Origin of the sequence: Litchfieldia alkalitelluris, assembly GCF_002019645.1 — a bacterium.
Taxonomy (GTDB): Bacteria; Bacillota; Bacilli; order Bacillales; family Bacillaceae_L; genus Litchfieldia; species Litchfieldia alkalitelluris.
The window spans coordinates 2,301,896-2,317,859 of sequence record NZ_KV917374.1; the positions used below are offsets into that span (position 1 = coordinate 2,301,896).

Below are 15,964 nucleotides of genomic sequence, written 5' to 3' on the forward strand. Positions count from 1 at the left end.
TGAACTGGGCTGGTGGAAAAATTGATAAAAATCAAAAAGTGGACAATAAAAGAACAAAATCGGCTAATAAAAGTGCCAAAGTGGCTAATACCAACCGAAAATTCGCCAATAAACTTGATAAGTGCAGATCCCAATCGGTTCTATTTTATAGACTAATTGATGATTTGAACTAGGCGTGGTGCATAAAATTGTTAAGAACCTAAAAGTTGCGGATTATCCAATTAGAACCATCAATCTAGGTGTAAATTAATACCCATTTCCTGAATTGTGAACATTACTAATTCTTCAGCAAAACCTCTCTGTCCCAATCTCAGTAAAACCCTCCAAAAATAAAAGCTAATCTCAAATAAATCACAACAAATAATCATATTTACCTCTTTTGCTACATAAATCTGTATTGTCATAGATAAAAGTTTGTGTAGGTATTGAAAGGAGGAGTCGATTTGACGTCAGAGAATCAATCGTTTTTACGATTTTCAGTAGAAGAGTCTGTTTGGTTTCAAAAAGGACAGGAAGTCTCTGAATTAGTTTCTATTTCATTAGATCCTAATATTGTAATTCAAGAACATGAACAATATGTTTCTATTCGTGGTGCACTACAGCTAACAGGTGAGTATCGCATAGATGAAAATACTTCAGACCAAGATGAGCGTGATTTCACATCTGTAAGGGTGGTAAATGAGGTTACAACACGTGAAGACGGTGTAAGCGAGCTTAGTCACGATTTTCCAGTGGATATCACAATCCCTAAAAATCGAATTCAAAATCTAGATGATGTATATGTTGCCATTGAATCATTTGATTATGAGCTTCCAAAGCGTGGTTGCCTTCAGTTAGTTGCTGATTTATCGATTAGTGGCATTTATGGTAGCCAGCAAAGTGTTCCATCTGTAGAGGATGCGAGAGAAGAAGCTGAACCAATTGAGCTTAACTATCCGCCACCCGCAGTTCCAACAGAGGAAGTATCAGAGCCTTTAGTGGAGCCTACTGCTAAGGTTACTCCTGAAGTGATTACTCAGGAAGAAGAGCAAGAGTTAGCATTTGCAGCACGAACTAGTTCTGAGGAAGATGCTGTACCTGCACCTGAAGTTACTTTTGGTAGTCAGGAGTCTCCGGAAAAAGAAGAGGTGTCAGCAAGATCACTTGTTGAAGAAGATGAGTCTAGTGATGAAGTAGAAATGGTTAATATGGACTTATATGCGGTTCCTAATCATGACCTAGAAAAGCCTGAGGAAGACTTATATACTCCGTTTGAGGTTGAAGCTAGAAAGGAAGTTTACTATGAAAACGAAGAAGAGGTCGAAGAAGAAGCTTCTGATGTAGTAACTCCAATTGAAGTGGTTCAAGAACCTGAAGCGGAAGAAGAAGAAGAAAAAGAAGCTGTTGCACAAGTGGAAGTCACTACAGAGGTTGAGGTCGAAGTTGCCCCACAACCTAAATTGCAGGTTGGTTTCAAAGGTAGACCCGAGGAGAAATACCGATTTGGAGCTAGCAGTAAGAATTCAACTTCTGCAGTTGAAGAAAGATCTGAAGAAGGTGAAGAGGCTGCTGTAAAGAGTGAAAACGCCCTTTACTTAACAAAGATTTTTGCACGTGATGATGAGGAAGACTTTACGAAAATGAAAATTTGTATTGCACAGTATAATGATTCACTTGAAGCCATTTCTGAACGCTATGAGGTTTCAATTCAAGCCTTAGTTCGAGTGAACCAATTAAGCGATCCAAATCATGTTAGTGAAGGGCAATTATTATATATTCCCGTCTCAAGATAAGCTAAAACGGTGAGTGAGGTTATACTCCTCACCTATTTCTATTGTTATCTTTTAAAATTTTTAAAAGAAAGAGAGTGAATGGCCCTTATGACCACAATCGGTAAAATTGAGTATGGGCCGATTTTGCAAAAATATAATTTGTCCGTCGATTATCTTGAAGAGATTAATAGTCGAGTAACAAAAATTTATACACAACATGGCACTTATGCTTTAAAGGAAATTTCAAACTCGCAAAATCTCCATTTTATAAGGCATATCGATAACTTATATAAAGATGGTTTTACCAAAATCGTGCCCATTTTTCAAACAGTAGATAAAAAGTATGTTGTAAATCATGAAAATAAATTCTTTTATTTAATGCCGTGGTTATCAAATGACAGTCATACTGAGCGTGAAAGTAAACATCATCAACTGTTCAAATTGCTCGCTCGTCTTCATACTGTGACAAGCAAAGAGGCAAAATTTAGTGAAGATGATGTTAAGCACCATTATCAAAGTTTAAAAGATACATGGGAGAAAAGGAATAAATATCTTGAAGACTATGTAGAGGAATGTGAAAAAAAATTATATATGTCACCTTTTGAACTACAATTTGTGACACACTATAATGAGATGATGCAAGCCTGTCATTTTGCGATGGCGAGGTTGGATGAATGGTATGAAAAAGTAGTGGAGGTAAAAAAGTTTAGAACTGCTTTGACACATGGAAAGGTTACTTCAAATCATCTTTTATATGATAAAGCGGGAAGTGGTTACTTCTCAAGCTTTGAAAAAGCGAAGCAGGCCACGCCAGTTAATGATCTCATTTCGTTCTATTATCGGACGCTACGTACATACCCAATCAATTGTGATGATTGCATTGAATGGTATAACCATTATAATCAGCATTATCATTTACGAGATGAAGAAATCCAACTTTTCTTAAGCTACTTGACTTATCCCGAACCAATGTACCGGGAAGTTGTTAAATACAAAGAACGCAAAAAAGAAGGTAATGAGCAAAAAGCGGTGACGAACTTTCTAAAATCATATTGGTTAAACAAAAATATTGAGTATGTTGCTTCATTAGTGATGAAACAGGAGCATGAAAAGAAAGAGCAGCAAATGGCTGCAGAGTTTGAAAAGCAGCAAGAGGAAGAGAATGAACAATCAAAAAACGAGTGAATCCTTTCATCAAAGGGTTCACTCGTTTTTTCTTTATGTGGACGCTTTTATTAAAACCAATCTAATTTCAACGCACATGTTAAAACAATAAGTAACAGCAGGAAAATCACATCAAACGTTGTAGGGAGAAATAGGGTTCGAATTCCTTGTACAATAGTTATAGGCAATACGAATTGTACGCAAACTGCACGTGTTTGTCTTAACCAAGGTGGATAAGTATAAGGATTAATTCTTCTCATCAAACAATTCTCCTTTCATGTTGTCCCAACCTTTAGATTCTTTCATATAATTAAAATATGTATCAATCTTCAGTTTTGTGCGAAAAATATAGAGAAAATGCCTAAACATTTTTACTAGAGGCTATTTTTGTAAACTTTGTTGCATAATAAGAGTCTTAGAAATCACTATGAACCAAGTGGTGTGGCATCTTTTCTTCCACAAATCTAACCCCATTTTCTCATTTAATGCCTTGTTTAAATTTAAGAACTAGTTCGATAAGCAACAATTTTTCAGAAAAGAGCCTTAGTGGATAAGAATAAGTTAATAAAAACTTGGAGAAGATGTTGACGTCTAAAACATTTATTAGGTACTATAGAAGATATAAAAAAAATGAAGATACCTTTAATTACATTGATAGGGAAGAGTACACTGTAAATACCTTCAGAGAGAGAAATCAGTAGCTGTGAGATTTCTTAGGAATTTTTACTGGTGGAAGGTCGCCCTTGAGTTGCTTTTATGAACAGATGAGCTCATCTTATTAGTAAAAAGCCGGTCACAGCCGTTACCTGTGTTAAGCGCATAGACTTTTATTACATAACGTCTATGAATTAAGGTGGTACCGCGGAAATAACTCCTTTTCGTCCTTTATTATAGGGATAAAAAGGAGTTTTTGTATGTTATCCCTTAGTTCACATAGATCAGGAGGAAAATCAATGTCAGAAACAGAATTAAACTTACCAACAAAATATGATCCGAAAACAGTTGAAGAGGGTCGTTATGACTATTGGTTAAAAGGGAAATTTTTCGAAGCTACTCGTGACAGTAAAAAAGAGCCTTACACAATCGTAATTCCACCACCAAACGTAACAGGAAGACTTCACCTAGGTCATGCATGGGATACGACACTTCAAGATATTATGACACGTATGAAGCGTATGCAAGGCTATGATGTTCTTTGGTTACCAGGAATGGACCATGCTGGTATTGCAACACAAGCGAAAGTGGAAGCAAAGCTTCGTGAAGAAGGAAAATCACGCTATGATCTTGGTCGCGAAAAATTCCTTGAGGAATCATGGAAATGGAAAGAAGAATATGCAAGCTTCATCCGTGAGCAATGGTCAAAGCTTGGACTTGGTCTTGATTACTCACGTGAGAGATTTACATTAGATGAAGGATTATCAAAGGCTGTTCGTGAAGTGTTCGTTTCGCTTTATAAAAAAGGCCTAATCTACCGTGGTGAGTATATCATTAACTGGGATCCAGCTACAAAAACAGCTTTATCAGACATCGAAGTTATCTACCAAGATGTTCAAGGCGCATTTTACCACATGAAATACCCACTAGCTGATGGTTCAGGACATATCGAAGTGGCGACCACTCGTCCGGAAACAATGCTTGGTGATACAGCAGTTGCTGTACACCCAGAAGATGAGCGTTATAAGCACCTTATCGGAAAAACGGTCATTTTACCGATTATTGGCCGGGAAATACCGATTGTTGGTGATGATTACGTAGACATGGAATTTGGTTCAGGTGCAGTTAAGATCACACCTGCGCACGACCCAAATGACTTTGAAATTGGAAACCGTCACAATCTAGAGCGTATCTTAGTGATGAATGAAGACGGAACAATGAACAGCAATGCTGACAAATATCAAGGTCTTGACCGCTTTGAATGCCGTAAGCAAATTGTGAAAGACCTTCAAGAGCAAGATGTCTTATTTAAAATTGAAGAACACACACACTCTGTTGGTCACAGTGAAAGAAGTGGGGCAGTTGTTGAACCATATCTTTCAACACAATGGTTTGTTAAAATGCAGCCACTAGCTGATGAAGCAGTAGCGCTTCAAAATAAAGAAGATAAAGTTAACTTTGTACCAGATCGTTTCGAAAAAACTTACCTGCATTGGATGGAAAATATCCGTGATTGGTGTATTTCTCGTCAGTTATGGTGGGGTCATAGAATTCCTGCTTGGTATCATAAAGAAACAGGTGAGGTATATGTAGACCATGAGCCACCTGCAGATGAGGAAAACTGGACACAAGATAACGATGTATTAGATACATGGTTCTCGTCAGCTTTATGGCCATTTTCTACAATGGGTTGGCCAGATGTTGAAAATGAAGATTACAAACGCTTCTACCCTACAAGTGTACTTGTAACAGGTTATGATATCATTTTCTTCTGGGTATCTCGAATGATTTTCCAAGGACTAGAGTTTACTGGAAAGCGTCCATTCAAGGATGTTCTGATCCACGGACTTGTTCGTGATGCACAAGGACGTAAAATGAGTAAGTCACTTGGTAATGGTGTGGACCCAATGGATGTGATCGACCAATATGGTGCAGATGCATTACGTTATTTCCTATCAACAGGAAGCTCACCAGGTCAGGATTTACGCTTTAGCATGGAAAAGGTTGAGTCGACTTGGAACTTCATTAATAAAATTTGGAATGCTTCTCGTTTTGCATTAATGAACATGGAAGGCTTCAAATATGAGGATATTGACTTAACTGGTGAAAAATCAGTAGCCGACAAGTGGATTTTAACAAGATTAAATGAAACGATTGAAAATGTCACAAAGCTTGCTGAGCGTTATGAGTTCGGTGAAGTTGGACGATTACTATACAACTTCATCTGGGATGATTTCTGTGATTGGTATATTGAAATGGCGAAGTTACCGTTATACGGTGAGAATGAAGAAGCAAAGAAAACAACTCGTTCAATTCTTGCTTATGTCTTAGATAACACAATGAGACTCCTTCATCCATTCATGCCATTCGTAACAGAAAAAATTTGGCAAAGCCTACCTCACGATGGTGAATCAATTACGGTAGCAAGCTGGCCAACTGTGCGCCCAGAGCTTTCTGACGCGCGAGCTGCAAGTGATATGAAGCTACTTGTTGAGATCATCCGTACGGTTCGTAACATCCGTGCTGAAGTAAATACACCAATGAGCAAGCAAATCGAGCTGAAAATTAAGGCTAAAGACGAAACAATCCTTAATCAGTTAGAATCTAATCGTTCATATTTAGAGCGTTTCTGTAATCCAAGTGAATTAACAATCGCAACAGAAGTACCAAGTGATGACAAAGCAATGTCTGCGGTTGTAACTGGAGCAGAGTTAATTCTGCCACTTCATGGACTAATTAACATTGATGAAGAAGTTAAGCGTCTGGAAAAAGAATTAGATAAATTAAACAAAGAAGTAGAGCGCGTTGATAAGAAGCTTGGCAATGAAGGCTTCGTTAAAAAAGCACCAGCAAAAGTAATTGAAGAAGAAAAAGCAAAGCAAGCGGATTATATTGAAAAGCGTGATGCGGTTCAGAAACGTATTACTGAGTTAAAAGGCTAACATATTGTTGTTAAAGACTGTCTAGGAAACTAGGCAGTTTTTTTGTACCTTTGTACCTAACCCTTCATATGTCTTTAGGGCTACGAAGTAAATTGGATAATAGTACCATTTAATTATTTTTGTCTGAAAACTTGAAATTTTTTAAAAACTAAGAGGTAATTACCAATTATTGTTTAATTTACTATTATGGTCAGGGATGATCAAAATGTGGAGGTGCAATGATTGATAAAGATGAAGTGGAAAAAGCAAAGAAAAAGTCTCGCAATTATTTTTAGTATCACCATTATGTTATCGACTCTTTTACCACACCTAGGATTTGCAGCTAGTAAAACAGAGGTGAAAGATCTCCAAATTGAAGATGTCGAGATTGAGAAACAACGTGAAACGGAATTTTTGCCAAAAAGTAGCGAAGAAGTTGAAACTGAGGAAGATGGGTTAACATCACTATTATCTGGACTAGGATGGGAACCTACGTTGGACTCCTCTAAGGAAGAAATCTCAACTGAGAAGGTTGAGTCAGATGTATACAAGCAATTAAAGAAACAGGATACTGTCGATGTTATTGTGAAACTGAAAGATCAAGTAGATATGGAAGCTCTTTATACTGAGGGAAAAGGCAAGGCGAAACGGGTAGAGCGACTTACATTAGTGAAACAAAGACTCGAGGACAAAGCCAAAAACTCTCAAAAAGGAGTGAATCAAGCATTATCAAACCTTGAAAAAAAGGGAAAAGCAAAAGTAAAGCAATCATTGTGGATTACAAATAGCATCGTCGCTTCAGTCGATCAAGACGCATTAGAAGAATTAAAGGGAAGAGACGATATTGAGAAAATTACATTAGATGCTATTCTTCAGTTGCCAGAGCCAATTGTGGAAGAATCAAAACCACGTCTTCCTGAATGGGGTTTGGAGAAAATATACGCTCCAAAGGTTTGGGGAGAATACGGTGAAAAAGGCGAAGGCATTGTTGTGGGAATCATGGATACAGGGGTAGATGGAAACCACGAAGCATTAAAAAATAATTATCGTGGCAAAGACGGAAATCATCAATATTCATGGGCTGATTTCTCAGGTCAAAATTATAAAACGCCAACAGATGGGAATGGTCATGGTACACATGTGGCCGGGACTGCTGTTGGAGGAGGTGCAGGTGAACCGATTGGGGTAGCGCCTGAAGCAGAGTGGATCGCTGCAAAAATCTTCACAGATGGTGGCTCTACAACTCTATCAGCCATTCATTCAGCCTTCCAATGGTTTATGGCACCTGGTGGGGATCCAACGAAAGCTCCGGATGTTGTTAATAACTCATGGGGCAATGCAAATTCTTATAATCTTGAATTTTATGAAGATGTTCAGGCATGGGTGGCTGCCGGAATATTCCCTCTGTTTGCAGCGGGAAATGATGGACCAGGGACACAAACAATTGGATCGCCTGGTAGTTTCTTAGATTCATTTGCCATTGGGGCAACAGATAGCTATGACCAAATTGCTTATTTTTCAAGTCGTGGTCCAGTATTTTGGACGGATGAAAACGGCAATCAAGTTCGTCATATTAAGCCAGATGTAGCCGCACCAGGTCACCATATTTATTCGGCATGGCCAACACAGTTGGGTGAAGGTAAATATCGTACAATCAGTGGAACATCGATGGCAACACCACATGTAGCGGGAGCAATTGCTCTTTTACTAGGCGTTCAGCCAGACCTAACAATTGAAGAAGTAAAAGACCTTTTAAAAGGAACGGCTAGAGTTGAGCCACATATGGGTATCTTGCCAAATGATATGTACGGCTCAGGAATCGTAAATATTTATCAAGCGGTCACAGAAGCTGCGTATGCAGGTGAATTAAAAGTGAAGATATTATCTGAGAGCGGAGAACCTGTATTATCAACTGTTGAAATTCCTTCAGAAAATAAGCTAGTAAATGTCTCCGAGGACGGGGAGTTTTCTTTCAAGCTTAGAGAAGGAACTCACAAAGTTACTGTGAACGCGTTTGGGTTTGAGACATTTCAAGGCGAAGTTAAGGTTACGAAAAATGAACTCACAGAAGTTACGTGGGAGTTGAAAAAATCTCCTACCTTTACAATCTCAGGATCAGTGGTAGATCAAGCATCACAAGCTGTTGTACCTTTTGCATATGTACGATTAAAGGGTACGCCTCTTTCAGCAGTTCGAAGTAATCTCAGCGGTGAATATAAAATCGAAGATGTTCCTGCAGGTGAGTATGAACTCGTTGTTTCTGGTGAAGGGATAAAAGGACAAGCATTAAAGGTAACAATTAATGCAAACCTTCAACAAACGATTGAAGTTGAATTGAGTAAATCTAACACAAATTCAGAATGGACCACAGCGAACAATAACTACCAACGTAATGCTGTTTCTCCTAATGCGATTGATGTGGACAAACTAACGTTAAGCTGGAATTATTCAACCGAGACAAAAGGAGACATATTGTTCTCTACTCCGGCTGTCACAGAAGATAGCATTGTGTTAACAACTGAATATGGATGGATTGTTGTGTTAGACTCACAAACCGGCGAGGAAAAGTGGAGTATCCGTTTTGGTTCGATGAACCGTTCATCTCCTACTGTTGTTGATGGGAAAATCTATTTATCAGGTGGCGCAGATGGAACGATCTATGCTTTAGATGTAAAAACTGGCACTGTTCTTTGGAGTAAGTTAATTGAACAAACAACAGTATATGAATCTCCTCTTTATCGTGATGGAGTGTTATATGTTGGATCAGGGGTTACCGAAGCGGCCAAGGTATATGCGTTAGATGCAGATACTGGTGAGATTCTTTGGTCAAAGGATGTTGGGGCATCTTCATTCTTTGGGGGAACACTTGGAACTGATTATTTATACATTGGAACCTATGAAAATAGTACCATTCGGGCATTAAGCTTAGAAGATGGTACTGAAATATGGAATGCAACAGTTAGTAACGAAGGATTTGCATCAAGACCTGTTTACAAAGATGGATTTATTTATGTGAACAGTACGAATTTTGGCAGTCAAACAGGTACTCTCCATGTATATGATGCAAACACAGGTGAAGAAAAATGGAGCTTTGCAGGGATTGGGGATACTCAAGCGGGTTCACCAATTGTATATGAAGAGCTGGTGATTGTGAGTTCTGCTGTTCAACCAATTTTAAGAGCATTAGACCGTGAAACTGGCGCAGAGGTATGGACTAACAAGTCTGTTGGTACAACCCCACACAATGGTTCAGTCTCAGCTAATGGTGTGTTATTTTATGCTGGAACTAGTGGGGTACTTTATGCGTTGGATGTGTATTCGGGGCAGGTGATGAAGGAATTTTCGTTACCAGATTATAGTACATCCGGTTTACCAATTGTTGCTGGAAATGTTGTTGTTCCTTACCGTTCAGGAATCCAAAGCTATTTATCTCCAGGAATTTTAAAAGGAACAATAAAAGATGATGCGGGAAATCCAATTGATGGAACGGTCTCAGTTCTGGAAACAGGTGAAGTAGTAAAAAACAATGCTGAAGGAGCATTTGAATTAAAGCACAAACCAGGATCTTTCACAGTTAAAATTGCACAATACGGCAAACAACAAGTACTAGAACCAATCACCTTTGTGTCCGGGTATACGGAAACAAAAAATTATTCATTAGTACCGGCTGGAGTTGGGTCGTTAAAAATTGAGGCAATTGATCAACGAACACAGTCTGGTTTAGGGGATGTGAAGCTATATCTTAGTGGAACACCAATCGAGGGTGTGACTAATGAGCAAGGTATGTTTGAAGTTGCTGAAGTGTTTGAAGGAACGTACGAGCTTACGATGACTTTAAATGGATATATTGAAGTGAAGAAAAACATTACCATAAGTAAAAATCAAGATAATCCGATTAAAATTGAACTTCAGCCTGTAGATATTGCTGTTTTAAATGATTGGAATAGTGAAGTGACTTCATTATTAAATGTAAATGGCCATACAGCAGAAGAGCGCGATTGGGATATTGTCGATGATATTCATCGCTATCAGGTTGTGTACTTAAACGGGGCATATGGCTCTGGTGGCTGGCAGCCAGATGAAACACAATTTAAAGAATTAGTTGAAAAAGCAAAGCAACATGATGTTAGTTTGATTTTTGCTGATGCGTGGGGCTCAAGCTATGGTTCAATCAGACAGTTGACTAATTTTCTGAATGATCCTAAAGAGATTGCCCATCATTATGGCTCTGGCATCGTTAGAATGCAGATTGATCAAGAACATCCAATCTTTGAAGGATATCAAAAAGGAGATCGAGTGAACTTATACAGTCGAACAGGTGATTTTGCTTGGTTCAATGATTTCTCAGGACGTCATCTTGGCTCGATTGGAAGCACAACACAAGGATTTGTTGGTACAGGGGTAGCTTATAAAGCTGTATCAGAAAATAGTGCTCATTTGTTATTAGCGAGTCATGGTGCAGCACCTTGGATTTCTCCATTACAAGGCTGGCTCTCAGATCAACAGAAAATTTTATTAAACGGAATTGACTTCCTACAAAATAGTTCATTTGGTAAAGTTACAGGTACAATCACAGATAGTGCTGGAAATCCAATTGAAGCCGAAGTTCAAATGGTTGAAACTGGTGTGATAGCAAACATAAAGGAATCAGCGTTTGAAATGTATCATGATGAAGGAAAATTTGAAGTCGAAATTCGCGCCTCTGGGTTTGAGACACAACGTATTCCTGTAACAATTAGCAAAGATGAACCAGTTACTTTAACTGTCGTTTTACAATCTTCTTCAGGAGGCAGTTTAGCTGGAATCATTGTTGATGATACGTCAAAACAACCGATTACTGAAGCTAAGATCACAGTTTTAAAGAATAGTGAAGTTGCTTCAGAAGTGGTTACTGGTGAAAATGGACGTTTTGAAATAACAGGATTAGAAAATGTTAGCTATCAAGTGAAAATTGAAAAAGAAGGCTATATTCTTCACGAACAGACGGTGGTCGTAGCTAATCAATCTGATCAATTGGAAATTGCTTTAACCACAGTTCCAGCTATAGCTGTTTTAGGAGATTACTATTCTAGCTCAACCAATTTTGCGTCAATCTTCTCTGAAATTGGCGTAGGAGTTACAAGCCTAAGCACAAGTAATGTTGTTAAGAGAATCTCAGAGTTTGATGTGGTTTTTGTCAATGATGTTTCCACATACTCGTTCTCTAAAGCACAATTTGAAGAGCTACTCAAAAACGCTGATGAAGCGGGAACAAGTTTAATTTTTGGAGATTCCTATTTCTCTAGTACAGGAGTTAATTTGCTCGTAAATTATCGTGAAGATCCACAATCACGAGGCACGATTTATAAAACAACTGTTGCAGCGCAATATAAGGTACTCAAGAATCATCCAATTCTTGCAGGTGCTAAAAAGGATGAACTAATTGAATTATTGCTTCCATCAGGAAGTCGTGTTGGATATTTTAACGATTATAGTGGGTATCCACTCGCCACGATTCAACATGAAGGAGATACTTCTTCAAAAGGTCTAGGTGTCGCGTATAAGCCTCGGACGGCAAACAGTGTTGAGTTGTTAATGAGTGGACATGGATTTTCATTCTATCATAATGCTTCACACTATACGGACGCTGGAAAACAAATGTTCATTGATGCAGTTTTATGGGCAGCAAAAGCGAAGTTTTCAACAGTTTCAGGAACGATAACTGATGAAGAAGGCAATTCACTTCTAGCTGATGTCACAGTCAAAGGAGAACCTTTTGCAACAAAAACAAATGTTGAAAATGGTGAATTTTCAATTGCGATGGAAGATGGCAGCTATGAAATTGAGGTTTCGGCATTTGGCTACGAAAACCAAGTAATACCTGTAACTGTAGGTCCTGACTCAGAGCCAATTCAAATTCAAATGAACGTAAATGAAACCGTTGGATCGATTTCAGGAATGATTGAAGATAAGGTCGATGGAAATCCTTTTAGTGATGTCGAGATAAGTGTAATTGGGACTCCGCGCCAAGCAGTATCAGACACTCAAGGTAAATTCACACTTGGGAAGTTGCTACCTGACACGTACACCGTGGTAATGAAAAAGGATGGCTACGTGGTTAATGAACAGGTGGTTGAAGTTAAAGCAGGAGAAACAACCAATCTATCTGTTAAAATGAAGCCGTCACCTACGATTGGTGTCATCGTTGATGTTACTTCATCTGGAAGAATGACAATGAAAGAATATCTTCTAGAAAAAGGCTACAAAGTGATGGATTTACACTATACGGATCTTGATAAAATCAGTGAAGTAGACTTAATCATCGCTAATTCAGATTATGATAATAGTAGAATACCAACAAAGGCAGAGTTTGAAGCCTTCCAGGAAGAACTAGACACGACAAAAACATCGGTGATTTGGACTGGTCAGTTTGGTGGTAGAGGATCGATCCGATATCTATACCAATATGAAAATAATCCAGCAGAGGAAATCGCTGGTTCAAAAGCAGGAATGAAGTTAAAAGGAATCAAAGAGCATCCAATTCTTGAAGGAGTAGAATTAGAGACTCTCCATGATATGCCGACGTATTTTGATTATTATTATACATTTGATGGATATGATGGGACGACAATAGCTGAGGTTCATCATGAGGCAGATGGAAAAATAGGTGATACGGTTGCATTTAAAGGTCGTACATCAGAATCTGTGGAAATATTACTTGCCAATATGACATTTAGTCATGTATTCCATCCAGGGGATACACGATATTTTGATCCAACACGTGAACAAATCTTTAATAATGCAGTTACTTGGGCATTAGATCAAGAAGAAGCATTGGTCTCAGAACTCTATGGATCTATCAAAAATAACCATGATTTAGAAGTTCAATCCACTGTAACTGTTAAGGAAACCGGAAAGGTAGTCAAAACTGATGAAAAAGGTCTCTTTTATCTAGGCTTACCAGAAGGTACGTATACACTTGAAGTGAAAGCATTCGGTCACTTCACGAAAGAATTTACGGTTGAAGTGAAAAACGGTGAGAGGTACGACCTAGAATTTGTAATTGAATCAGATCAACTTGGAACTGTAACGGGGACGGTGAATGATGGACAGACCGGAGATCCAATTGCAGGTGCGCAGATTTCTATTATCGGAACCCCAATTATGGCAACAACCGATGAAAGTGGAAGCTTCAAAATTGGAGTGCCGATGGGTGAATATGATATTAGGGTATCAGCGAGTGGCTATGCTGCACAAGTAAAGAATGGTATAGTCATTGAAGATGGTGGCGAGTATCAGCTATCCTTCTCACTAGCACCTTCTGAGAAGATTGGTATTGTGGCAACTTCATTAAATGGTGACAGACTTCTGCCATTTTTATCAGAACGAGGCTATGATGCTGAATATCTGGAAAATACAAACTTAGGATTAATTCAAGACCGTTTAGATGAATTTGCCTTAATCATCTTAAATGATATTCATTATAGTTCAACAAACGATGATATTCGTGAGTTCATCGAAGCAGCAAAACAAAAAGAAGTAAGTATTATCTTTGGATCTCAGTATAATAACGGTTCGATTCTTGACCTTCGTGATGTCTATGGAGATCCTGCAAGCGTTCGTTCTGGTTATGTACCAAGATCAATTGATGTAAAAGTCGTACATGATCATCCAATCTTTGCTGGGTTGACTGGTGACGAAATTAAAATCTTAAGCAACGGTACAAGTAATCAGCAATATGCAGTATACGAGAATTATAGCGGGACAACCATTGGTCAGCTTTCACATGAAGACCAAGGAGTACTAGGTGACGGAATTGGCTATCAATTTACAAGTGCAAATAGTGTACATGTACTTTTATCGGGCTTGCAGGTTAGCTCATATGGGTATCCAGAGAGTCGCTGGACTGAAAATGCAAAAACACTTTATACAAATGCGATTGACTGGGCAATCTCTGCTAGCTTAGGAGAGATTAAGGGAACTGTCACAGATGAAGAAGGACAACCTATTGCAAATGCAAAAGTAGCTGTGATTTCAGCGAATGTAGAAACGGTGACAAATGCAGCAGGAGAATATCGAATTGGAATTGGCACGGGTAGCTATGAGGTTGAGGTGGCTGCTAGAGGTTTTATCTCTTCTGTTAAAACAGCAGATATAACGACACTTGGTGAATCAGTCACACTTGATTTTACACTAAAAAAGGTTGAAGGAGTTTCCGTCTCAGGTATTGTAACAGACAAGCTCACAGAAGAACCCGTTTCTGAGGCTACAGTCACTCTTACACCAGTTGGCGATAACCTAGATTACGAAGAAACATCTGATGAAAAAGGATTCTATCAGTTCAAGGACTTACTTGAAGGAGAGTATGAATTAGTCATTAAAAAAGATGGGTATATCGTTTATAGTCAGGTGATTACAGTTGGAATTGAGGATGTATCTGTCAATGTTTCACTAGATGCGATACAGGTAGCCGTTCTCGGTGATTACAATCAGAAGCTTGAAGCGTTCTTAACAGAACAACAGTTATATGCTGAAGCAAGGGATTGGGATGTAGTTCAAGATATTGCAAACTACAAGTTAGTTGTGGTTAACACAAATAAGGGGACACCTGAACAGCTACAGAAGCTGATTTCTGTAACTGATGAACAAAAGGTGAGTGTTGTCTTCTTAGGAACGTGGGGTCTTGAGGATGGATCAATTCAACTTTTAGAGCAGGCTATTGGTTATCCACAGCATGGGATGGATGGCTATAACGAAGGTGCTGTTTATATTAAAGTACATGAGAAACATCCAATTTTTGAAGGATTACCAGAATTGATAAAAATTCACTCTGAAAAAAGTCCATATGGCACATTTATGAACTATCCTGGCCATGTCATAGGTGATTTACTCGTTGATGAAGAGTTAAAAGGCAGCTCAATCGCTTATGAATTCCGTAGTATTGAGCATATGCACTTACTTCTTTCATCATATGCGGTGACTAATATCATTGGCCCTGACTATGGCTGGACTGAAGAAGGAAAACAACTCTTCACGCAAAGCTTGCGTTATGCAATGGATGGTATTCAGGAAATTCCTGCAATACCAGTGTTAGAAACACCGGATGAAACGAATTTTCAGGATGAACCGGTGATTATTACAGGGAAGTCAGAGCCATTAACAACCATAGAGCTTTATGATACAAAAGGTAAAACTGACAGTCTTCTTGCTTCAGGTAAAACGAAGGCAGATGGAACGTTTGAAATTGAGCTAGAGTTGAAAAATGGTAGCTATTTCATTAGTTCGACGGCTGAAAACTTTGCTGGTAAGACTGAGAAAAGTAATCAAATTAAGATAGTTGTAAGTGGGAAGCCGAAACGATGAAATAAAATGAGGGCTGCGAATCTATTGGTTCGCGGCTTTTTATGGTTTGGTGCAAGTTTACTTAGTTAGCGGAGTTCCAAACGCTGCGATCCACCTGCTTTCCGCGGGGCGGCCCGTGAGCCTCCTCGTCGC

At 38.7% G+C, this 15,964-nt stretch carries 5 protein-coding genes and 1 other annotated feature; of the genes, 4 read left to right on the forward strand and 1 reads right to left on the reverse strand.

The window, feature by feature from the left end; genetic code table 11:
* The first annotated feature begins 443 nt into the window (after window positions 1-443).
* Together spoVID and ysxE are read left to right on the forward strand one after the other, a co-directional pair.
* Window positions 444-1,772 (forward strand): stage VI sporulation protein D, encoded by a 1,329-nt coding sequence (gene spoVID, locus BK579_RS10475; protein ID WP_078545301.1) that lies wholly within the window; start codon window positions 444-446, stop codon window positions 1,770-1,772.
* An 87-nt stretch (window positions 1,773-1,859) separates the two neighbouring features.
* Window positions 1,860-2,936 carry a spore coat protein YsxE gene (gene ysxE / locus BK579_RS10480; protein WP_169891119.1) on the forward strand — a complete coding sequence of 359 codons (1,077 nt, stop codon included), beginning with the start codon at window positions 1,860-1,862 and terminating at the stop codon, window positions 2,934-2,936.
* A gap of 50 nt (window positions 2,937-2,986) precedes the next feature.
* Here the strand turns inward: ysxE and BK579_RS10485 are convergent, their stop codons facing one another.
* On the reverse strand, window positions 2,987-3,175 hold the full coding sequence (locus tag BK579_RS10485; protein WP_078545304.1) for a hypothetical protein: 189 nt from the start codon (window positions 3,173-3,175) through the stop codon (window positions 2,987-2,989).
* 382 nt (window positions 3,176-3,557) lie between these two features.
* Window positions 3,558-3,804: a binding site (T-box leader), on the forward strand.
* A 64-nt stretch (window positions 3,805-3,868) separates the two neighbouring features.
* On the opposite strand from BK579_RS10485, the gene BK579_RS10490 reads away from it, so the two are divergent.
* Together BK579_RS10490 and BK579_RS10495 are read left to right on the forward strand one after the other, a co-directional pair.
* Window positions 3,869-6,511, forward strand: a complete 2,643-nt coding sequence (locus BK579_RS10490; RefSeq protein ID WP_078545305.1) for a valine--tRNA ligase — start codon at window positions 3,869-3,871, stop codon at window positions 6,509-6,511.
* Between the two features lie 231 nt (window positions 6,512-6,742).
* The gene (locus BK579_RS10495; protein WP_235848564.1) at window positions 6,743-15,832 is read left to right on the forward strand and encodes a carboxypeptidase regulatory-like domain-containing protein; all 9,090 of its coding nucleotides are present in this window, start codon (window positions 6,743-6,745) and stop codon (window positions 15,830-15,832) included.
* Window positions 15,833-15,964 lie beyond the last annotated feature (132 nt).

Coding starts and splice junctions, on each gene's coding strand:
- BK579_RS10495 (WP_235848564.1), top strand. CDS start 6,743: ATGAAGTGGAAAAAGCAAAGAAAAAGTCTCGCAATTATTTTTAGTATC.
- BK579_RS10490 (WP_078545305.1), top strand. CDS start 3,869: ATGTCAGAAACAGAATTAAACTTACCAACAAAATATGATCCGAAAACA.
- ysxE (WP_169891119.1), top strand. CDS start 1,860: ATGACCACAATCGGTAAAATTGAGTATGGGCCGATTTTGCAAAAATAT.
- BK579_RS10485 (WP_078545304.1), bottom strand. CDS start 3,175: ATGAGAAGAATTAATCCTTATACTTATCCACCTTGGTTAAGACAAACA.